We start from the raw sequence: 20,864 nt of genomic DNA, 5'->3' as shown, positions 1-20,864 counted from the left end.
CCGAGCCAATCGATCCAGTGAATCGATTGCAGCGACGAACGCCCCTTCGACGAGCTCAGGATGCCAAAGCGAAGGGCCAATAGTGTGGCAAACGAAGATCTTCCGTTGCCCGCCTCATCTCATAAGAAAAGGCCCGGTTACCCGGGCCTTACTCCATCAGCCATCCCTTTGGACGACGCCCACTTCGCGCTCTAGGTAGCGCTGATCGATCGACGGCAGCGGTTCGTCGTCGATGGCAGCCTCGAACGCCTTCAGGCGCTTGTGGATCGACAGGAGTTCGATGATCGTCGTCCAGGAGCTGACGAGGTATTGGAAGGAATCGCTGACCTGCCCGAAGGCGGTCAGTATCTGCTGATAGATACCATAGGTGATCTTGCCGGCGACGATCGTCGGGACCAGCATGATGGTCAGGAAGATACCGTCGGCCTGGACGTAGAAATAGCGGGCAATATTGAAATAGAGATAGTGGAAATACATGCGGAAATAATTGCGCCGCACATTGGAGAAGAGTTCCTTGACCGTGGCCGGTTGAGCGCGGTCCGCGTGATCCTCGCCGTAGACAAGCTCCTTGCGATAAGCAGCCTCGACGCGCTGATTGCGGAAATTGAGACCCGGCAGCTTGACGCCGACAACGGCGAGCAGGACGGTGCCGAATACGGACCAGAAGAGCGACAGCCAGAAGAGCGTGTGGGGGATTTGGCCGATGAACGGCAAATCCGTAACATAGCCCGAAAGAGCGAAAAGGATGGGCAGGAAGACGATCAGCGTCATGACGGAATTGATGAGGCTGGCGCCCAACCCTTCGAGGATCGTCGAAAAACGCATCGTGTCTTCCTGGACACGCTGCGCGGCGCCTTCAATATGCCGAAGCTTCTCCCATTTCGACATGTAGAAATCGTTCATCGCTGTGCGCCAGCGGAAAATATAGTGGCTGGTGAAAAAGTCCGTCATCACCAGCAAGAACATCCGCAGAAACGCCAGCTGCGCAAACAGGATGAACAAGCCATAGAAATCCGCCGCCGTGACGTTGCCCTGTTTCGAGAGGGCATTCTGCAGCGTGTTGCCGAACGGAAGGCGCCAGTTGTTCAAGACGACCGCGGCCTGCACCAGAAAATACGTGACGAGAACGATCAGGGCCGAACCCCAGATCGACCAGTTCTTCCAGGGGTGATTTCTTGCCAGCACGTGCCATGTTCCGCAGAACAGAACCACGCAGAGCAGGAAATAGCTGTAGAACCAGACATTGCTGGCGACCAGAAAGAACGTCAGGTCATAGGGTTCCTGGCCCTCCGGCAGTGCAACGATGCCGTAACTCGTCGCAAGATTTGCTCCAAACAAATACCAGACAGCAAGGCAAATGACGATCCACACAAGCATGGACGAGAAGAACAGCTTCGGCTGTGGGAAGAAGGAATGGAACACGGGTGGCGCAGCTTTCCTGTGAAGGCGATCGAAATCGCAAATCGCATCAAATTCGCGGGAGCCTAAGACAGTTCGTCAGGGGCGGCAACTATCGAGGATCTATTCTTACGCAGATGTAATCGCTTATCCCGTGATCGTGATGCAGTTGTTCAGCATCGGATCTTCACCCGTTGGATGAATTTTCCCTCCTCCACCTCACCCAATTCACAGGCCATCGACGTTGAACAATCACCCCCTTGCACAAAGCTATCTTACGATATATGTCTTACGACATGACTAACGATATAAACTCTCACCCGCAAAAGGAGAAACGCAATGAGAGGTTTTAGAGATCGCATGTTCGGAGAGGGCTTTGACATGGTCGAGGCATATATCCTACGACATGGTCGAGGCCGTGAATCGCGCGGCGACCATAGGAGAGATTTCATGAGAGGCTTCAAGGGCGGCATGTTCGGCGGCGGGTTTCGTACCGGCCGTAAGTTCGATGCAGCCGACCTGCAGCTCATCATCCTCGCCCTGCTCTCCGAGCAGCCGCGCCACGGCTATGAGCTGATCAAGACTTTCGAGGAGCGCTCCGGCGGCTTCTATGTGCCGAGCCCGGGCGTCATCTACCCCGCCCTCACCTATCTGGAAGAAACCGGCCAGGCCGAAGTCGAGGCGAGTGGCACCAAGAAGCTCTACCGCATCACCGAAAGCGGCCAGAAGCGCGTCGACGACAACAAAGATCTGGTGGAAGCGACATTCGCCAAGCTGGCCGCGATTGGCGAAAAAATGGCCCGCGTTCGCGAAGTCTTCGATGGCGGTGAGGATGATGGCCGCGACAGCCCGTTCGATCGCCACGGTGCCGGCGACGTGCATCGCGCCCGCCACCTGCTGCGCTCCGCCCTTCGCTCGAAGTTCCCTTGGACGAAGGCCGAAGGGGCACGCATCGCAGCCATTCTCGAGCGTGCCGCAGCCGATATCATCCGCGGCGACGTGAAGAATGAAGACTGACGACACTGCACAATTCCTCAAATCGGAACCGATTTGAGGATAAAATTATGCAGCAGATTTAAAGTGCTACAGCGACCTTTGCGCGTCACAGATGACGCGCGGCGCTGTAGTCGCGCAAAGTGCCGCGCGGTTTTGCGACAACGACATGCGCAAGACAAAGGCTTAAAGCGCAAAAGCAAATACTGGAGATCGCGGTGCGCTTTAAGCCTGTACGTCAGGCAAGGTCAGGATCACCGGCCCATTGCGGGTGGCGACGATCGTATGCTCGTACTGAACCGTAGGCGCCTGCGGATCGGCATAGAGCGTCCATGCATCGTCGCCGCCCTCAGCCCAGGTCGCGCCAAGCGACAGGAACGGCTCAACGGTGAAAACCAGTCCGTCCTCCATGATCCGGGTCTCGTCCGGATCCGCCCAGGTGGACAGTTCCGCCGGCTCCTCGTGCAGGGATCGGCCGATACCGTGACTGGCGAGATTTGCGATCAGCGTATAGCGGTTCTTCTGCGCGAAAGCGCCGACGGCGTGGCCGATCTTCGAGAGCGGCGCGCCGCTGCGCACCTGATTAAGCCCGACCCATAGCGCCCGCTTGCCGTCACGGCACAGGCGTTCGATCTTCGGCTTGACCGGCGGCACGGCGAAGGATGCGCCCGTATCGGAGAAGAAGCCGTCCTTCTCCGCGGAAACGTCAAGATTGACCAGATCGCCCGCCCGGATCACGCGTGGCCCCGGAATGCCGTGAGCCACTTCCTCGTTCACACTGATGCAGGTGGCGCCGGGAAACTTGTAGACCAGCTCCGGCGCCGACTGCGCCCCGGCATCCTCCAGCACCTTGCGGCCGATGGCATCGAGTTCCAGCGTGGTGATCCCCGGTTCGAGCGCCGCCGCCATGGCCTGCAACGCGTTGGCGCAGATGCGGCCGATATCTTTCAGCTTGGTCAGTTCGTCTTCACTCGAGATGATCATTTACGGCTTCCGGCACCCTCGTGCTCTCGGCAATAATCTGCGAGAGTTTGAGATCTGGCTTTCGCCTCTTCACCCCACGCAGTCAATGCCTTTCTGGCCGGCAGGCGCGACTTTCGCCTTTCCAAGGCGGATCAAAGCCGCGGATCGTCCGACAGCAGCGCCCAACGCTCATGATCGCACCAGACGCCGCCGATCTTCAGATATTTGGGCGAGAACCCTTCCTTGCGGAAACCAAGCCGCTTGACCAGCGCGATCGAAGGATGATTGCCGGGCTGGATATTGGCCTCCACCCGGTGCAGGCCGATGGCATCAAAGGCATGGGCGACGGCCAGCCGAACAGCCTCCGTCATGAACCCTCGGCCGGCAAAACCCACCATGCCGTGATAGCCGAGAAAGGCGCTGCGAAACTCGCCCCAAACCATCTGACTGATATTGACGACACCGACAATGCCACCCGATTCCGGATCGCGCGCCACCAGACCGATGTTCGGCCCTGTTACTGTCTGGCCGAACCATGCATCGAAGCCAGCCCGGTCAAGAAAGGGATGAGCCCAGGGTACATGGTGGATGCTGCTGGCGATATTGGCGGCAATTAACTCTTCTGCATCCGATTGCCTGACCGGCGCGATCATCACTTTCGGCATGGCTCGCTCCCCTTGTTCAAGCGTGACGCCGAAAAGCGCATGCGGCTTTCGGGCGATATCACGCTCTACCCGTTTGCTTCCAGAGGGAGCGAGCCTTAGCAAATCGATTCAAAAATCAAAAGCTTCGATCAATGAACGGAATCATTCTGCGAACTGCTTCATTCCGAAGATAAAGTCCACCCCAGGCAATCACGCCGACATAGACGCCAAACAGCAGATGCGAAAAGATCGGACTGCCCACACGTAGATGCGTAGCGATGGCGCCGCCGAGAAGACCGGTCAGCAGGATTGCGCCAAGGACCGAAGTTCTCGGGATCGCATAGAGGATGGCACAGCCGAGCGTGATGACGCCGAGGAGCCGCGCAAGCGCAGGGTCGGCGGAATAGCCGAGCCCCGCCATCGTCTCCGTGACGACGGGAAGCGGAATGATCTTTATGACACCGTCGAATACGAGAAAGACGACGATCAGGCCGCTGAGGATTATGCCCGCTACCCGCTGGGCGCGCGTGACAGATGGTGAAGGTGAATCGACTGCGTAAGACATCTATGTATCCCCCGGAATTGAATCAGTAATTCAGATCTTTGCTGCCAGCGCGGCAAGCTGGTCGGCGCATTGGGCCCATCCCTGATGGAAGCCCATTTTCTCATGCGCCTCGCGATCTTCGGCCGACCAGTGCAGGACGGTTGCGGTGTAGCGCGTCTTGCCGCCGCCGAGATCGTCGAGCTGGATCGTCACCACCATGAACGGCTTTGCCGACGGCACCCAGGCGCTGGTGAACGCATCGGTGAAAACGATCCGTTCGTTCGGAACCACCTCCAGATAGACGCCGTTGCCGGGATAATCCTCACCTTCGGGGCTGCGCATGGTGATCGAACTCGCACCGCCGGCACGAAGATCGATCTTGGCGGCAGATACCGTCCATGGCAGCGGCGCAAACCACTGCTTCAAAAGATCGGCCTCGGTCCAGCACCGAAAGATCTTCTCGTGCGGCGCGTTGATAACGCGCGTCAGCGAAAGTTCGTGCCGTTGGCTCTGTTCGGTCATGTCTCAGTTCCTCTTTGCTGTTTGGCGCGGCCGCTGCCGCCTATATTTTAACGACGTTCAGCACAGTCATTTTCCGACAGCGCGGACACACTTTTTTCGATCATTTCGTCGCTGCAAGCGCACCAGCATTCAGGCAATCGAGCTGATGACGGATATGGGCGGCCTCGGCGGGTGAACGCGCAAGCGCAATGGCCCTGTCGAAGGCGATGCGCGCCTCCTGCGGGCGCTGCAGCTGCATCAGCAAGCCGCCCCTCAGCCCGTGGAAATAGAAATAGCTGTCGAGCGGCCCCTCAAGCGGAGCGATCAATGCCAGTGCCTCTTCCGCGCCCTTCAGTTTCGACAGGGCGACTGCACGATTGAGCGTGACGACAGGAGATGGCGTCAGCTTTTCCAGCATTTGATAGAGCAGATCGATCTCCGCCCAGTCGGTATCAGCGGCACGTTTCGCCCGCGAATGCAGCGCAGCGATCGCGGCCTGCACCTGATAAGGCCCGGGCCGACGATGGCGGATCGCCTTGTCGAGCAACGCCAGCGCCTCGTCGATGGATGTCCTGTCCCACAGCGAGCGGTCCTGCTCTTCCAGAAGGATAATCTGCCCATCCGCATCGAACCGTGCCTCCTTGCGCGATTGCTGCAAGAGCATCAGCGCCAGCAGTGCCATGGTTTCCGGCTCGGAGGGAAAAATCCGCAGTAGCAGCCGGCCGAGACGGATCGCCTCATCAGCAAAGGCGGCAGCCTCGCGATGCGTTCCGCCAGCCGAATAGCCCTCATTATAGATCAGGTAAATCATGGCGCTGACGAGCGCTAGCCGCTCGCTTCGCTCCACGGCGCCCGGCGTTTCGAAGGGAACGCCAGCGGCCGCAACACGCGCCTTGGCGCGGGTAATCCGCTGTTCCATGGCGCTTTCGCTGACGAGGAACGCGCAGGCGATTTGCGGCACCGACAGGCCAGAGACGATGCGCAGCGCAAGCGCAATCTGCTGCGTCGCCGGCAGATCGGGGTGACAGCAGATGAACAGCAGCCGCAGAATGTCATCGCGATAGCCCGAGCCATCGAGGCGCTCGGCAAGATCGCTCTCGGCATCGTCGGTATCCGATATCGTCTCCTCATCCGGCAAGCTCTGCAATTTCGACCGCTTGCGCACGGTATCGATGCCGCTATTCCGCCCGACGAAGATCAGCCAGGCAATCGGATCGCGCGGCGGTCCCTTGTCGGGCCAGGCTTTCAGGGCCTTGAGGCAGGCCTCCTGAAAGGCCTCCTCGGCGATGTCGAGATTGCGGAAATAGCGCAGCAGCGCACCCAGCACCTGCGGCCGGGCATTGGTCAGCGCGATATCGATCCAGGCGAGATCTGTCATGTTGCAATTGTCCCCGGTCTGAACGCATAAAGCGGACGGATCTCGTAGGAGCCGACGCCCGGATTGGCCACGGCCAGCTCCTTGGAGAATTCGAGGGCGTCATCGAGCGTCTCGAAATCAACGACATAGAAGCCCAGCAATTGTTCTTTTGTTTCCGCGAAGGGACCATCGATGACGATCGGCTCGTTCTTGCCCTTGCGCAGTGTGGTGGCGGCGGTCGTCGGCATCAAACGCGCGACTGGGCCAAGTTTGCCAGCCTCGGCGAGCGGCGTCTGCACAGCAATCAGCCGCGCCATGGTTGCCTCTTCCTGTTCCTTGGACCAGGCAAAGACGGCATCTTCGTCGTTGTAGCATAGGATCGCATAAAGCATGATGACTTCCTTCCGTTATAATGACGAAGGAATAGCATCTGCTCCGACAGACCGCGCCAAAAAATTATCGTTGGAAATGACCGGCTTGGCGAATGAGGTCGATCAAACCGGCAACCTCGTGCAGCTTGGGAGACGGCAGTTGCAGATCGCGATCCGTACGCTCGACGATGACAAGATCGTCATGCGGGATGACGAAGGCGTACTGCCCGCCCGCTCCCCAGGCAAAATAAGAGCCCGCCGGAAGGTGAAACACGTTCCTACCACCATTCCCGGTCCACGATGCGGCTTCGCTTGTCCACCAGAGATATCCGTAGCCCAATCCCTGATCCGCATTCGAATGAGGCGTCGTGCTCTCGCGCACCCATTGCTGGGGAACGATCTGCTGACCGTTCCAGCGCCCGTCATTCAGAAAGAGGAGCGCAAACCGGGCAAGGTCGCGCGCACTCATTCGGAATATGTAAGCGGCATGGATGGATGCCTCTCCAAGAAACTTGTGCTGGGCACGCGGGTCGTAATCTTGCATGTCGATCTTGCGGGCGATTTCGTTTTCGAAAGCGTCATAGATCTGACTGCCGGTGGCCTTTTCGTAGATTGTTCCGAGCGCGTTGAAATCCCAGTTGTTGTAATACCAGAAGGTTCCCGGCGCATGGCTGAACCGTTGCGGCCGCGCTGCCGCCATGGCCGGCGTCTCGTAGAGAGCCGGGTGATAGACGCCAGACCGCGCCTCAAGCAGCATCTGGATCGTCGCCTGCTTTTCCTGCGCCGATAGCGACGGCGGATTGTCGTCGATCGCAGTCTGTTGCAGCGTGGCGCTGAGATCGATCTTGCGATGTGCAACCGCAATCCCGATCAGCGCATCAAGCAGACTTTTACGGATCGACGCCAATTCCATCGGCTTGTCAGTATCCCCCCACTCTGCAACGACTACCCCGTGCTGAACGACCATCACGGCGCTGACATCATGCTCGTCCGCAAACGCTTCCGCCTCGGCCAGCTTTGCCGCCGACCACCCGGATTCCTCTGGTGACGGATGCTCCCATTCTTCTGAAGGAACCGTTTGCGCCATCGCTGGAGCCGATAGCATTGCAACAAGTAGCAGCAAGATGAAACGCATAGCCGGTGTCCTGTTTCAAAGTTTGTGGCGAGGTTTCGAGGAATGGAGCGTTTTCGGTGACGGGACCCGGTGCCGCTCATTTTCTCGGAAACATCAGCGTGATTGTTTTGCCGATGAACGATGAGGTAGGCGACCGTATAAATGCCCCGATCCCCTAACCGGTGGTCAGGGTCCGCTTCACCGCGTTTTTCCAGCCTTTCAGCTTTGCGCTTCGGGTCTTGTCATCCATGGCCGGTTCAAACCGGCGGTCGCGCGCCCAGGCCTTGGCGAAGCCTTCCCGGTCCGGCCAGACGCCGGCTCGGCTGCCCGCGAGCCAAGCGGCGCCGAGTGCCGTGGTTTCCAGAATGGTCGGACGGTCGACGGGCGCGTCCAGCAGATCGGCTAGTCGCTGCATCGTCCAATCGGAGGCGACCATGCCGCCGTCGACGCGCAACACAGTGTCCTCGCCGCTGCCATTGCGCCAGTCCTTGTGCATCGCATCCAGCAGATCGCGCGACTGATAGCAGACCGCCTCCAGCGCCGCACGGACGATTTCCTCCGGGCCGGTATTGCGGGTCAGCCCGAAGATCGCACCGCGCGCATCCGGGTCCCAATGGGGTGCGCCAAGGCCGGTAAACGCCGGCACCAGATAGACCTCCTGAAGCGGGTCCGCCTTGGCAGCGAGATCGCCGGAATCGGAGGCGCGCTGGATGGCTTTCAGGCCATCTCGTAGCCACTGCACGGCGGCGCCCGCGATAAAGATCGAGCCCTCAAGCGCATAGGTCGTCTGGCCGTTCAGCCGATAGGCGATCGTCGTCAGCAGACGATTCTTGGAGCGCACCATATCCGCGCCGGTGTTGAGCAATGCAAAGCAACCTGTGCCATAGGTGGATTTCATCATGCCGCGCTCGAAGCAGGCCTGGCCGATCGTCGCCGCCTGCTGATCGCCGGCAACACCGAGGATCGGGATTTCGGCACCGAAGAGTGAAGGATCGGTCACGCCGAAATCGGCGGCGCAATCCTTGACCTCAGGCAGCATTGCGGACGGCACGCGCAGGACCTCCACCAGCTCGTCGTCCCACTCGTTGCTGGCGATATTGTACATCAGCGTTCGCGAGGCATTGGTGGCATCCGTGGAAAAACTCCTGCCTCCCGTCAACCGCCAGATGAGGAAGGCATCGATCGTGCCGAAGCAAAGCTCGCCTTTTTCGGCGCGTACGCGTGCGCCTTTCACATTGTTAAGCAGCCAGGAAAGCTTGGTGCCGGAAAAATAGGGATCGAGCAGCAGGCCGGTGCGGCGGGTGAACAGTTTTTCGAGATCCTGTCGCTTGAGCTTCTCGCAATAGCTGGCCGTGCGGCGATCCTGCCAGACGATGGCATTGTGGATCGGCTTGCCGGTCTCGCGATCCCAGACGACGACGGTCTCACGCTGATTGGTAATGCCGAGTGCTGCGATATCCTTGGCGGTAATGCCAGCGGCGTCGATGGCCTTGCGAACGGTGAAGAGGACGGACGACCAGATTTCTTCCGGCTCGTGTTCCACCCAGCCCGGCTTCGGGTAATGCTGGGTGAATTCCTTCTGCCCCACACCGGCAACCTTCATCTTGCCGTCGAAAACGATAGCCCGCGTCGACGTCGTCCCCTGGTCGATCGCCAAGACATAACCGCTCATGCATTCCTCCCTGCCTTCGTGGGATCAACAGATACGCGACCAAAACGAATGTGAAAAGAAAGCAAAACGAAATTTCTCGCGAAAATTCTGCTTTCTCAGCTGCGCCATGATGGTCGACGTAACAGCAAAAGAACCTGACGGCGATACGATTGCCATGTTCGCGGGTTTGGGACTAGGCTCAATCGGCTTTTGCATTGCAGCAGAAAGCTGCGCTGTCCAGGGAGAAGATCATGGCAAGAACAGTTGTCGTCACCGGTTCCACGAGCGGTATCGGCCTCGCCATCGCGGCGGCCTTTGCTGCCAAGGGTGATAACGTCGTCATCAACGGCTTCGGAAAGCCGGAGGAAATCGACGCGATCAAGGATAAGCTGGAAGCATCGGGCGGCGGCAAGGTGATCTATCATCCGGCCGATATGACCAAGCCCGCCGAGATCGCCGACCTGATCGCAACCGCGAACTCCACCTTCGGCAGTGTCGATGTTCTCGTCAACAATGCCGGCATCCAGCATGTCGAGAAGATCGAGGACTTCCCGATCGAGAAGTGGGACCAGATCATCGCGATCAATCTTTCCAGCTCCTTCCACACCATTCGCGCCGCCATCCCGCTGATGAAGGCGAAGAAGTATGGCCGCATCATCAACATCGCCTCAGCGCATGGCCTGGTCGCCTCCCCGTTCAAATCAGCCTATGTCGCTGCAAAACATGGTATACTCGGCCTGACCAAGACGGCGGCGCTTGAGCTTGCCGAATTCGGCGTCACGGTAAACGCCATTTGCCCCGGCTATGTCCTGACCCCGCTCGTCGAAAGGCAGATCCCGGATACGGCCAAGGCGCGAGGGATGACCGAGGAGCAGGTGAAAAACGAGGTCATCCTCAAGGCTCAGCCCACGCATGAATTCGTCAAGGCCGAGGAGATCGGCGCCCTTTCGCTTTACCTTGCAAGCGACGAGGCACGCCAGGTGACCGGCACACACGTCTCGATTGACGGTGGCTGGACCGCGGCATAACGATATGCGGTTAGGGCCGGATTCGCGTCAGCACCTCTGGCCCCGACAAACGAATAAAAACGGGAACGACATGAGCGACAGCATCCGCTTTATCCTCAACGGCGAGGATATCACGCTATCCAGCCTGCGCCCCACCGAGACGCTGCTCGATTTCCTGCGCCTCCAGCGGCGCCTGACGGGAACCAAGGAAGGATGTGCTGAGGGCGACTGCGGCGCCTGCACGGTATTGGTCGGCCGCCTCATCGATGGCGGGCTTCAGTACGAGTCAGTCAATGCCTGCATTCGCTTCGTCGGCTCGCTGCATGCAACCCATGTCGTCACCGTCGAACATCTCGCCGCCCGCAACGGCGCGCTGCATCCTGTACAGCAGGCCATGGTCGATTGCCACGGCTCCCAATGCGGCTTCTGCACCCCGGGCTTCGTCATGTCGCTCTATGGCCTCTGGCTGACGACGGAAAAACCGAGCCGCGCCCATATCGAAAAATCGCTCCAAGGCAATCTCTGTCGATGCACGGGCTACGAGCCGATCGTCAAGGCGGCCGAGCAGGTCAGCCAGAAGCGTCCGAGCGCCCTCTTCGACCCGCTGGAAAAGACGCGGGCAGACATCATCGCCCGTCTCTGGGCCATGCAGGGCGGCGATACCATTACCATTACCGAAGGTGAAGACCGCCTCATCGTGCCCGGTTCTGTTGCAGCTCTGGCGCAGGTGCTGGCAGAGGAGCCGAACGCAACCGTCGTTGCCGGCTCCACGGATGTCGGCCTGTGGGTCACCAAGCAGATGCGCCGGCTGAACCCGGTCGTCTTCATCAATCATTTGACCGACCTGCAGAAAATCACGGTCGAAGATGCGGGCCTGACCATCGGCGCCGGCGTCAGCTACAGCCGCGCTTTTACCGTGATGGCGGAAAAAATCCCGGCTCTTGCCAATCTCATCGACCGCATCGGCGGCGAGCAGGTGCGCAACATGGGCACCATCGGCGGCAATATCGCCAATGGTTCACCGATCGGCGATAGCCCGCCGCCGCTGATCGCCCTTGGCGCCACCGTCCGGCTGCGCTCCGCAGCCGGCACCCGCAGCCTGCCACTGGAAGATTTCTTCATCGACTACGGCAAGCAGGACCGCAATCCCGGCGAGTTCGTCGAGAGCATCTATGTGCCCTACCCGGCCGACGATGCGCATTTCGCCGTCTACAAGATCACGAAGCGACGCGATGAGGACATCACCGCCGTGCTCGGCGCTTTCCATCTGACACTGGACGATGCCGGCAATGTCGCAGATATCCGCATCGCCTTCGGCGGCATGGCCGCCACACCGAAGTGCGCCCGCACGGTCGAAGCCGAGTTGATCGGAAAGCCCTGGACCGAGGCGACGGTCACCGCCGTCCGCCCCGCCTTCGATGCCGATTACAAGCCGTTGACCGATTGGCGCGCCACCGCCGAATATAGGCAACTGACAGCAAAAAACCTGCTCCTCCGATTCTACCTGGAAACGGCTGGTGCGCCGCAAGAACTGAAGCGCTTTGCGGCGGAGGAGGTCTAAGCCATGGATAAATCCACTTTCGAAGAAGCCAAGGTCGTCATCAACGGATCGATGCACGGATCGTTGCGCCATGATTCCGCGCATAAGCATGTGACCGGAGCAGCCGACTATATCGACGATATTCCTGAGCCGGCAGGATTGCTGCATGGTGCGCTTGGCCTTTCCGACCGCGCCCATGCCGAGATCGCCGGCATCGACCTTTCTGCCGTCAAAACCTATCCAGGCGTCGTCTGGGTCTTCACCGGCGCCGATATCCCCGGCGTCAACGATACCAGTTCCAACGGTATGCATGACGAGCCACTGTTGGCCGAGGGCAAGGTCGAGTTCCACGGTCAGCCCATCTTTGCCGTCATCGCCGAAACCCGCGATGCCGCCCGCCGCGCCGCTCGCCTTGCCAAGATCGATTATCGCGATCTGCCGCATTGGAGCGATATCGACGGCGCGCTCGCCAACGGCTCACCGCTCGTTTACGAGCCGATGACCCTGAAGCGCGGCGAGCCCGAAACCGAGATGGCAAACGCCAAGCATCGGATCAAGGCGCAGATGCGCATCGGCGGCCAGGAGCATTTCTACCTCGAAAGTCATATCGCCATGGCGATCCCCGGCGAGGACGATGAAGTCGCCGTCTGGTCGTCAACGCAGCATCCGAGCGAAATCCAGCATATCGTCGGCCATGTCCTCGGCATTCCGTCCAACGCCGTGACCGTCAACGTCCGCCGCATGGGTGGCGGCTTTGGCGGCAAGGAAACGCAGGGCAACCAGTTTGCGGCGCTCGCAGCCGTCGCCGCCAAGAAGCTCGGCCTCGCCGTGAAATTCCGGCCCGACCGCGACGAGGACATGAGCGCGACCGGCAAGCGGCACGATTTCCTCGTGGATTACGAAGTCGGCTTCGACGACGAAGGCCGCATCCACGCCGTCGATGCCACCTATGCCGCGCGCTGCGGCTTCTCTTCCGATCTTTCGGGCCCGGTCACCGACCGCGCGCTGTTCCACGCGGATTCCAGCTATTTCTACCCGCATGTGCATCTGGTCTCGAAGCCGCTGAAGACGCACACCGTCTCAAACACTGCCTTCCGCGGCTTCGGCGGTCCGCAGGGCATGGTCGGCGGCGAGCGCATGATCGAGGAGATCGCCTATGCCCTCGGCAAGGACCCGCTGGAGGTGCGACGCGCCAATTTCTACGGCCAGCTAGGCTCCGGCCGAACGCTGACCCCCTATCACCAGGAAGTCACCGACAACATCATCAACCGCATCGTCGATGAACTGGAACAGTCCTCCGACTATCAGGCCCGACGCAAGGCGATCATCGAGTTCAACCGCTCCAGCCGCTTCATCCGCAAGGGTATCGCGCTGACGCCGGTAAAATTCGGCATATCCTTCACCATGACCGCCTTCAATCAGGCAGGCGCGCTGGTGCACATCTATCAGGATGGTTCCATCCACCTGAACCATGGCGGTACCGAGATGGGGCAAGGCCTCTACACCAAAGTGGCGCAGGTCTTGGCCGACAGCTTCCAGGTCGATATCGACCGGGTGAAGATCACCGCGACGACAACAGGCAAGGTGCCGAACACCTCGGCAACGGCAGCGTCGTCCGGCTCCGACCTGAATGGCATGGCAGCCTTCGATGCCGCCCGGCAGCTCAAGGAGCGGCTTATCGCCTTTGCAGCAGAAAAATGGGGCGTCGGCGCCGAGCAGGTGCAGTTCCTGCCCAACCGCGTGCGCGTCGGCGAGGAGGAGATCCCCTTCCCGGATTTCGTCAAGCAGGCCTATTTCGCCCGCGTCCAGCTTTCGGCCGCCGGTTTCTACAAGACGCCGAAGATCCACTGGGATCGCAAGGCCGGCCGCGGTACGCCCTTCTATTATTTCTCCTATGGCGCCGCCTGCTCGGAAGTGTCGATCGATACGCTGACTGGCGAATATCTGATCGACCGCGCCGATATCCTCCATGACGTCGGCCGCTCCCTCAATCCGGCGATCGATATCGGCCAGGTCGAAGGCGCCTTCGTGCAAGGCATGGGCTGGCTGACCACAGAGGAGCTCTGGTGGGATGCCAAGGGCCGTCTGCGCACCCATGCACCGTCGACCTACAAGATCCCGCTCGCTTCCGACAGACCGAAGATCTTCAACGTCCGCCTTGCCGAATGGTCGGAAAATACGGAAGCCACCATCGGCCGCTCCAAGGCCGTGGGCGAGCCGCCTTTCATGCTCCCCATCTCGGTGCTGGAGGCCCTATCGATGGCAGTGGCCAGCGTCGCGGATTACCGCGTTTGCCCACGGCTCGACGCACCCGCAACGCCGGAGCGGGTGCTGATGGCAGTCGAACGGCTCAAAGCCATGTGATGATGTGAGCGGCGGCATTGCGAATATGCCGTCGCCACGTGCATAGGGTCTTGCCGCAATAAAAAAGGCGCTCATCCAAGCGCCCTATTCATAAACATCCAGCGACCCTCGCGCCTATCGAAGCCGGCTATCCTCATAGCGCGGCTCGCGCCCGTCGAGAAAACCGATATCGCGCTTCACACGATCAGGAACCTCATCCAAATCGAGTTCAGGCGACTGTTCGCCCGAGCGCGCGAAAACCTGCGACAACGCTTCCAGAACACGCGCCAGAACCGTGGGCCTGGCTGCTTCCACTTGCTCCACGACACTGCAATCCATAACGATACCTCAATTCATTCAACGATATGAATTGCAGCTTGCCGCTAAAAGTGCTGATATTCCAATGGAACTATTGTCTACATAGATAAAGAGAACTTATCCATGAAACTGTCGAAACGCTTCCCGCTGAATGCCCTGCGCGTTTTCGAGGCCGCCGCCCGGCTCGGCAGTTTCACCCGCGCCGGCGACGAACTGGGCATGACACAGACGGCCGTGAGCTATCAGATAAAATTGCTGGAGGAGACGGTGGGCGAACCGCTGTTCCTGCGCCGTCCGCGACAGATCGAGTTGACGGAAACCGGGGAGCAACTGGCACCGAAAGTCGCCGAGGCCTTCGCCATGCTACAGGAAGCCATGGCCTCGATCAGCGGTGATGCGGAGACCACGCTACATATCCATTCAACCCCAACTTTCGCCTCACAGTGGCTCGCCCGCCATCTCGGTACCTTTCAGCTCAAGCATCCCAATGTCGCCGTTCGCTTGTCCTCATCCGAATCCATCATCGATTTCGGCCGGGTACCCTCCGACATCGCCATCCGCGCCGGCCGCGGATCCTGGCCCGGATTGCGCGCGCATCTGCTGATGAAGATGAATTTTACGCCCATGCTGAGCCCAACTCTTGCAGCGACGATCGGCGGCGTGCACGAGCCTGCCGATCTTCTGAAGCTACGCATCATCGATGCCGGCGACCCCTGGTGGGTTCAATGGTTCGGAGATGCGGGGGTGCCGGACCCTGGCCTCCAGGGTAGACCTCGAAGCAGGCTTGGCGCGCAGTCCTTCGAGGCGGCGGCGGCCATAGCCGGTCAAGGCGTCGCTGTGTTGACACCGGAATTCTACACGGATGAGGTTGCTGCCGGCCGGTTGGTTCAGCCTTTCGACATCCTCTCGACCGATGGCGTGGACTATTGGATCGTCTACCCTGAGAACAGGCGCCATACGCCGCGAATCCGCGCCTTCAGGGACTGGATCCTCGGCGAATTCGGCCAACCGCTCACTTAGAGTAGCTCCGCAAGCTCAGCCGGTTCGACGCTTATTCGGACATGTCGGGCGCGTAGAAGCAGCGCGGCGTGTTTTCGTCCGGAAACAGACAGAGGTGATAGGCGCCGTCCGGCGAATGCATCGCCCTTCGCTGTGGCAGGGTAAAGATGTGGCCACGCGTCACATTATGATGATCGCCGGGATTGATCGTCAGCCGATAACCACCCGGTATTATCGTGACCGTGCGCGACGGGATCATTTCGCAATCGCCGGTCTCACCATCGCCATTGCAACAATAGGGATCATATGACCAGCCGGAAGGCGCATCATGCGCCAGGGCAGGCCCCGCGATTAAAAGAAGGGAAACGAGCGCCAGAATACCACGCATGGGCGATTCTCCGTCGAAATGGACGGCTGCCGCGGACACGGCCCGCTCCAAGCAGCCGAGGGCATCTTATTAAAAACTGCCATAATCTGATCTAATGCGGTCCGGACGCCAAACAAGACCACGGCTTTTGGCCGGCGGATTAAACTCTCTCCTTCCATCCGACCGCAACATTTTGCAAAGTGCCGAGTCGAAGAAGGAAAAAAGGGGAACCGAATGTATGAATACGCCATAGCTTGGGAATGGCTGGCCTTTGCCGTGCGTTGGTTCCACGTCATCACCGCCATCGCGTGGATCGGCTCCTCCTTCTATTTCATCGCGCTCGATCTCGGGCTGGTGAAGCGGCCGCATCTTCCGCCCGGCGCCTATGGCGAGGAATGGCAGGTCCATGGCGGCGGCTTCTATCACATCCAGAAATATCTGGTGGCGCCAGCGCAGATGCCGGAGCACCTCACCTGGTTCAAATATGAGAGCTACTTCACCTGGCTCTCGGGCTTCCTGATGATGTGCATCGTCTATTATGGCGGCGCCAATCTCTTCCTTATCGATCGGCATGTGCTTGACGTCAGCGTTCCCGTCGCAATCCTGATATCGCTGGCCTCGCTCGCCGTCGGCTGGATCATCTACGACCTGCTCTGCAAGTCTCCGCTCGGCAACAACACCTGGGGCCTGATGATCGTGCTCTATGCCGTTCTGGTCTTTATGGCTTGGGGCTATACGCATCTCTTCACCGGCCGCGCCGCCTTCCTGCATCTCGGCGCCTTTACCGCGACGATCATGTCGGCCAACGTCTTCATGATCATCATCCCCAATCAGAAGATCGTCGTCGCCGACCTCATCGCCGGCCGCACGCCGGATCCGAAATACGGCCGCGTCGCCAAGCAGCGCTCGCTGCACAACAACTACCTGACGCTGCCCGTCATCTTCTTCATGCTGTCGAACCATTATCCGCTGGCTTTCGGCACGGCTTACAGTTGGGTCATCGCAGCGCTGGTGTTCCTGATGGGCGTCACCATCCGCCACTGGTTCAACACGACGCATGCCCGCCAAGGGCGCCCGACCTGGACCTGGATCGTCACGCTCGTCCTCTTCATCGCCATCATATGGCTTTCGACCGTTCCGAAGGTGCTGACCGGCGGGAAAGAGGCCAACGCCGTCTCGCCCGCCTTCCAGCAATTCGCCTCCGACGCGCATTTTCCGGCCGTCAAGCAGATGGTTTCGGCACGCTGTTCCATGTGTCATGCAGCCGAGCCCGTTTTTGAGGGAATTGTCCGCCCACCGAAGGATGTCATGCTGGAAAATGACGAGCAAATCGCTATGCATGCCCGGGAAATCTATATCCAGGCCGGCCGCAGCCATGCCATGCCTCCGGGCAATGTCACCGAAGTGACGCCCGAGGAACGCAAGCTGCTGGTCGCCTGGTTCGAAAGCTCCATCGGAGAAAAAAGCCAATGACCACCCTTCTGCGCGGCCGCCTGCTGTCCTTCAAGCGTTTGCCTCAAAGCCTCGACGATGCCGATAGCTATAGCTATGAAGACGATGGCGGCCTGCTGATCGAAGACGGCGCGATCGCAGCGACAGGCCCTTATGCCGACATCAAGGCGCGGGCGCCGGAAGGCGTGACCGAAATCGACCATCGCCCACACCTGATCCTGCCGGGGTTCATCGACATGCACCTGCATTTCCCGCAGATGCAGGTGATCGCCTCCTATGCCGCCAATCTGCTCGAATGGCTGAACACCTATACCTTCCCCGAGGAATGCCGCTTCGTCGAAAGCGCACATGCTGAACGCATCGCCAGACATTTCTACGACGAGATGATCCGCCACGGCACCACGACGGCCGTCGCCTATTGCTCCGTGCACAAGACCTCGGCCGACGCCTATTTTGCCGAAGCGATGCGCCGCAACATGCGCATGGTCGGTGGCAAGGTCATGATGGACCGCCACGCGCCACAGGGCCTGCTCGACACGCCCGAGATGGGCTACGACGAGACCCGCCAGGTAATTGCTGATTGGCACGGCAAGGGCCGCAACCACGTCGCCATCACGCCGCGCTTCGCCATCACGTCGACGCCGGCACAGATGGAGGCGACGGCCGCGCTTGCCCGCGAATTCCCGGACCTGCATATCCAGACGCACCTCTCCGAGAACCACGACGAGATCAAATTCACCTGCGAGCTCTATCCGGACGCGATCGACTATACCGATATCTATGCCCGCTACGGCCTGCTTGGCCCCAAGAGCCTGTTCGGCCACGCGATCCACCTTTCCGAGCGCGAAGCCGACGCCATGAGCGAGGCGGGTTCCGTCGCGGTGCATTGCCCTACCTCTAACCTCTTCCTCGGCTCCGGCCTCTTCCCGCTGAAGGCGCTGGCGCGCCGCGAAAAGCCCGTTCGCATCGGCGTGGCCACCGATATCGGCGGCGGCTCCAGCTATTCCATGCTGCGCACCATGGATGAGGCCTACAAGATCCAGCAGCTGCTCGGCGAACGCCTGAACCCGCTGGAAAGCTACTACTACATGACGCGCGGGAATGCAGAGTCCCTCTCCCTTGTCGACAAGATCGGCACGCTGGACATCGGCACCGAAGCCGATCTCATCGTCCTCAACGCCGCCGCAACGCCGGCCATGGCGTTGAAGATGGAGGTGACGAAGAGCCTCACCGAAGAGCTGTTCCTGCTGCAGACCATGGGCGACGACCGCGCCGTCGTCGAAACCTACGTCGCCGGAAAGCCGATGAAATCGACCCTGCAATAGGGTCGGGAACCCACCACAACGCCACCACTGAGAAAGCATAGAGCCATGACCGCGCCGCTGACCATCGCCGAACTGAAGAAGCTCGCCGAGCGGCGCGTGCCGAAAATGTTCTTCCAGTATGCGGATTCCGGCTCGTGGACGGAGTCGACATACCATGCGAACGAGGCTGATTTCGCCGAGATCAAGCTGCGCCAGCGTGTCCTCGTCGACATGTCCGACCGGTCGCTCGCCACCACCATGGTCGGCCAGAAGGCTTCCATGCCGGTGGCGCTGGCTCCGACCGGCCTCACCGGCATGCAGCATGCCGATGGCGAGATGCTGGCGGCGCGTGCTGCGGAGGAATTCGGCATTCCCTTCACGCTCTCGACCATGAGCATCTGCTCCATCGAGGATGTCGCCTCGGTGACGAAACAGCCTTTCTGGTTCCAGCTCTATGTCATGAAGGACCGCGACTTCGTCCTGAACCTGATCCAGCGCGCCAAGGCGGCGAAATGCTCGGCGCTGGTGCTGACGGCCGACCTCCAGATCCTCGGCCAGCGCCACAACGACATCCGCAATGGGCTCTCGGCACCGCCGAAAATGACGGCGAAAAATCTCTGGCAGATGGCAATACGGCCCGGCTGGTGCATGAACATGTTGAAGACCAAGCGCCATTCCTTCGGGAATATCATCGGCCATGCCAAGGATATTTCCGACATGACGACGCTGGCGCACTGGACGCATTCGCAGTTCGACACCAAGCTTTCCTGGAGCGACGTGCGCTGGATCAAGGAGCAATGGGGCGGCCCGCTGATCATCAAGGGCATTCTCGATGTCGAGGACGCGAGGGCCGCCGTCGATTCCGGTGCCGACGCCATCATCGTCTCCAACCATGGCGGCCGGCAGCTCGACGGCGCCCTCTCCTCCATCAGCATGCTGCCCCGGATTGTCGATGCGGTCGGCGACAGGATCGAGGTGCATATGGATGGTGGTATCCGCTCCGGCCAGGATGTGCTCAAGGCTGTCGCACTTGGGGCCAAAGGCACCTTCATCGGCCGCCCCTTCCTCTATGGCCTGGGTGCCATGGGCAAGGAGGGCGTGACGCTGGCCCTGGAGATCATCCGCAAGGAGCTGGATATCTCCATGGCGCTCTGCGGCAAGAGGGATATCAAGACTGTGGATCGGTCGATCCTGGCTGATCTTTAAAGCACATGTCGTTGCCGCAAAACCGCTGCGCACTTTTGCGCGACAGGCTCTAGCGCAGCCAGCCCGTTGCCAGGCCGCTTGCCCACTCCGCGCGCCCATTCTCAGCCGCAAGCTTTGCCATCGCCATGTGATCATAGGCGACCTGTCGGAACACAGGCAGCCAAGTCTCACCCTGCCTTTCAAGAATGGCGTAGGAGGCGAAGGGGTGGCCGACTTCCACCTTGTGATAGTGGGGCAGATCGTCGTCATAGGCGGGGCAACCAACGCTGCCCGGATTGACGATCAAGCGGCCATCGGAAAGCCTGACGAGGCGCGGAATATGCGTGTGCCCACACAGGATCAGCGGAAAGTCGATGCCCGCAGCCAGCGCCTCGATATCTTCGATCGACTTCTGATAGACATGACCATCCGCCGAGACCGACTCCAGCCAATAACCATTATCGGTCTCTGGCGTAGCATGGCAGAGATAGGCAGCGTCCCGGTAGACGGCGCTAAAGGGCAAGCCGCGCAGCCAATCGAGATGGCGCTCGGTCAGTTGCGCATAGGCCACCTTGTCGGACGGATGCATCGCTTCCGGCGCCTGCTCGATCAGATACCGGTCGTGATTGCCGCGCACGGTCAGTGCATTCAGCGCCACCAGCATATCCGCCGTCTTACCCGAGGTCAGCGGACCGCTGAAGCAATCGCCCAGATTGACGATGTCGGTAATGCCCTGTGCACTTATATCCTCCAGCACCGCTTCGAGCGCCAGATGATTGCCGTGGACATCCGCAATGGTAGCAAACCGCAAGT

Annotated in this window: 20 protein-coding genes; 8 read left to right on the top strand and 12 right to left on the bottom strand. The window is 60.0% G+C overall.

The genetic code is table 11. The features are described 5' to 3' along the window. Window positions 1–156: 156 nt before the first annotated feature. Window positions 157–1,422 carry a peptide antibiotic transporter SbmA gene (gene sbmA, locus GGD46_RS07315; protein WP_184703060.1) on the bottom strand — a complete coding sequence of 422 codons (1,266 nt, stop codon included), beginning with the start codon at window positions 1,420–1,422 and terminating at the stop codon, window positions 157–159. 426 nt (window positions 1,423–1,848) lie between these two features. On the opposite strand from sbmA, the gene GGD46_RS07310 reads away from it, so the two are divergent. Continuing rightward, the gene (locus GGD46_RS07310) at window positions 1,849–2,415 is read left to right on the top strand and encodes a PadR family transcriptional regulator (protein ID WP_184703059.1); all 567 of its coding nucleotides are present in this window, start codon (window positions 1,849–1,851) and stop codon (window positions 2,413–2,415) included. 201 nt (window positions 2,416–2,616) lie between these two features. Here GGD46_RS07310 and map read toward each other — a convergent pair whose 3' ends face one another. The 8 genes from map to glpK all read right to left on the bottom strand — a co-directional run bounded on the left by map (window position 2,617) and on the right by glpK (window position 9,557). Then, window positions 2,617–3,375 (bottom strand): type I methionyl aminopeptidase, encoded by a 759-nt coding sequence (map, locus tag GGD46_RS07305; protein WP_184703058.1) that lies wholly within the window; start codon window positions 3,373–3,375, stop codon window positions 2,617–2,619. A gap of 131 nt (window positions 3,376–3,506) precedes the next feature. Beyond that, window positions 3,507–4,019, bottom strand: coding sequence for a GNAT family N-acetyltransferase (locus GGD46_RS07300; RefSeq protein ID WP_184703057.1), 513 nt, complete (start codon window positions 4,017–4,019; stop codon window positions 3,507–3,509). Between the two features lie 115 nt (window positions 4,020–4,134). Continuing rightward, window positions 4,135–4,563 carry a DoxX family protein gene (locus GGD46_RS07295; RefSeq protein WP_184703056.1) on the bottom strand — a complete coding sequence of 143 codons (429 nt, stop codon included), beginning with the start codon at window positions 4,561–4,563 and terminating at the stop codon, window positions 4,135–4,137. Between the two features lie 30 nt (window positions 4,564–4,593). Continuing rightward, window positions 4,594–5,064, bottom strand: coding sequence for an SRPBCC family protein (locus GGD46_RS07290; RefSeq protein WP_184703055.1), 471 nt, complete (start codon window positions 5,062–5,064; stop codon window positions 4,594–4,596). A gap of 100 nt (window positions 5,065–5,164) precedes the next feature. Beyond that, window positions 5,165–6,421 carry an RNA polymerase sigma factor gene (locus GGD46_RS07285; protein WP_184703054.1) on the bottom strand — a complete coding sequence of 419 codons (1,257 nt, stop codon included), beginning with the start codon at window positions 6,419–6,421 and terminating at the stop codon, window positions 5,165–5,167. Then, window positions 6,418–6,792 carry a YciI family protein gene (locus GGD46_RS07280; RefSeq protein WP_184703053.1) on the bottom strand — a complete coding sequence of 125 codons (375 nt, stop codon included), beginning with the start codon at window positions 6,790–6,792 and terminating at the stop codon, window positions 6,418–6,420. The genes GGD46_RS07285 and GGD46_RS07280 overlap by 4 nt, the downstream gene beginning before the upstream one ends. Before the next feature lie 64 nt (window positions 6,793–6,856). Next, window positions 6,857–7,906: a serine hydrolase domain-containing protein gene (locus GGD46_RS07275; RefSeq protein ID WP_184703052.1), complete on the bottom strand. Its 1,050-nt coding sequence runs from the start codon at window positions 7,904–7,906 to the stop codon at window positions 6,857–6,859. 154 nt (window positions 7,907–8,060) lie between these two features. Further along, complete coding sequence (glpK, locus tag GGD46_RS07270) at window positions 8,061–9,557, bottom strand: glycerol kinase GlpK (RefSeq protein WP_184703051.1); 1,497 nt, start codon at window positions 9,555–9,557, stop codon at window positions 8,061–8,063. A 230-nt stretch (window positions 9,558–9,787) separates the two neighbouring features. On the opposite strand from glpK, the gene GGD46_RS07265 reads away from it, so the two are divergent. The 3 genes from GGD46_RS07265 to xdhB all read left to right on the top strand — a co-directional run bounded on the left by GGD46_RS07265 (window position 9,788) and on the right by xdhB (window position 14,447). Beyond that, a complete protein-coding gene (locus GGD46_RS07265; protein ID WP_184703050.1) occupies window positions 9,788–10,564 on the top strand; it encodes a 3-hydroxybutyrate dehydrogenase in 777 nt (258 codons plus the stop codon). 70 nt (window positions 10,565–10,634) lie between these two features. Then, window positions 10,635–12,104: a xanthine dehydrogenase small subunit gene (gene xdhA, locus GGD46_RS07260; protein ID WP_184703049.1), complete on the top strand. Its 1,470-nt coding sequence runs from the start codon at window positions 10,635–10,637 to the stop codon at window positions 12,102–12,104. A 3-nt stretch (window positions 12,105–12,107) separates the two neighbouring features. Beyond that, window positions 12,108–14,447, top strand: a complete 2,340-nt coding sequence (gene xdhB, locus GGD46_RS07255) for a xanthine dehydrogenase molybdopterin binding subunit (RefSeq protein ID WP_184703048.1) — start codon at window positions 12,108–12,110, stop codon at window positions 14,445–14,447. A gap of 114 nt (window positions 14,448–14,561) precedes the next feature. Here the strand turns inward: xdhB and GGD46_RS07250 are convergent, their stop codons facing one another. After that, window positions 14,562–14,765 (bottom strand): hypothetical protein, encoded by a 204-nt coding sequence (locus GGD46_RS07250; RefSeq protein ID WP_184703047.1) that lies wholly within the window; start codon window positions 14,763–14,765, stop codon window positions 14,562–14,564. A 102-nt stretch (window positions 14,766–14,867) separates the two neighbouring features. Here GGD46_RS07250 and GGD46_RS07245 point away from each other — a divergent pair, with 102 nt between their 5' ends. Beyond that, window positions 14,868–15,764: a LysR substrate-binding domain-containing protein gene (locus GGD46_RS07245; protein ID WP_210325481.1), complete on the top strand. Its 897-nt coding sequence runs from the start codon at window positions 14,868–14,870 to the stop codon at window positions 15,762–15,764. 31 nt (window positions 15,765–15,795) lie between these two features. Here the strand turns inward: GGD46_RS07245 and GGD46_RS07240 are convergent, their stop codons facing one another. Further along, window positions 15,796–16,131, bottom strand: a complete 336-nt coding sequence (locus GGD46_RS07240; protein WP_184703046.1) for a hypothetical protein — start codon at window positions 16,129–16,131, stop codon at window positions 15,796–15,798. Window positions 16,132–16,344: 213 nt separating this feature from the next. Between GGD46_RS07240 and GGD46_RS07235 the strand changes: the two genes are divergently transcribed. From GGD46_RS07235 to GGD46_RS07225, 3 genes are read left to right on the top strand one after another with little or no spacing between them, the layout of a single operon-like run. Continuing rightward, complete coding sequence (locus tag GGD46_RS07235; RefSeq protein WP_184703045.1) at window positions 16,345–17,583, top strand: urate hydroxylase PuuD; 1,239 nt, start codon at window positions 16,345–16,347, stop codon at window positions 17,581–17,583. Continuing rightward, window positions 17,580–18,887 (top strand): guanine deaminase, encoded by a 1,308-nt coding sequence (gene guaD, locus GGD46_RS07230; protein WP_184703044.1) that lies wholly within the window; start codon window positions 17,580–17,582, stop codon window positions 18,885–18,887. Before GGD46_RS07235 ends, guaD begins: the two co-directional genes overlap by 4 nt. Window positions 18,888–18,932: 45 nt before the next feature. Then, window positions 18,933–20,072: an alpha-hydroxy acid oxidase gene (locus GGD46_RS07225; protein WP_184703043.1), complete on the top strand. Its 1,140-nt coding sequence runs from the start codon at window positions 18,933–18,935 to the stop codon at window positions 20,070–20,072. A 49-nt stretch (window positions 20,073–20,121) separates the two neighbouring features. On the opposite strand, the gene GGD46_RS07220 is transcribed toward GGD46_RS07225, so the two are convergent. Next, window positions 20,122–20,862, bottom strand: coding sequence for a metallophosphoesterase family protein (locus GGD46_RS07220; protein ID WP_184703042.1), 741 nt, complete (start codon window positions 20,860–20,862; stop codon window positions 20,122–20,124). Window positions 20,863–20,864: the final 2 nt, after the last annotated feature.

It is taken from the genome of Martinezella lusitana (genome assembly GCF_014207095.1).
In the GTDB taxonomy this organism is placed as follows: Bacteria; Pseudomonadota; Alphaproteobacteria; order Rhizobiales; family Rhizobiaceae; genus Rhizobium; species Rhizobium lusitanum_B.
The sequence above is the reverse complement of the archived record's forward strand: the minus strand, read 5'-3'. Positions and strand labels throughout refer to the sequence as shown.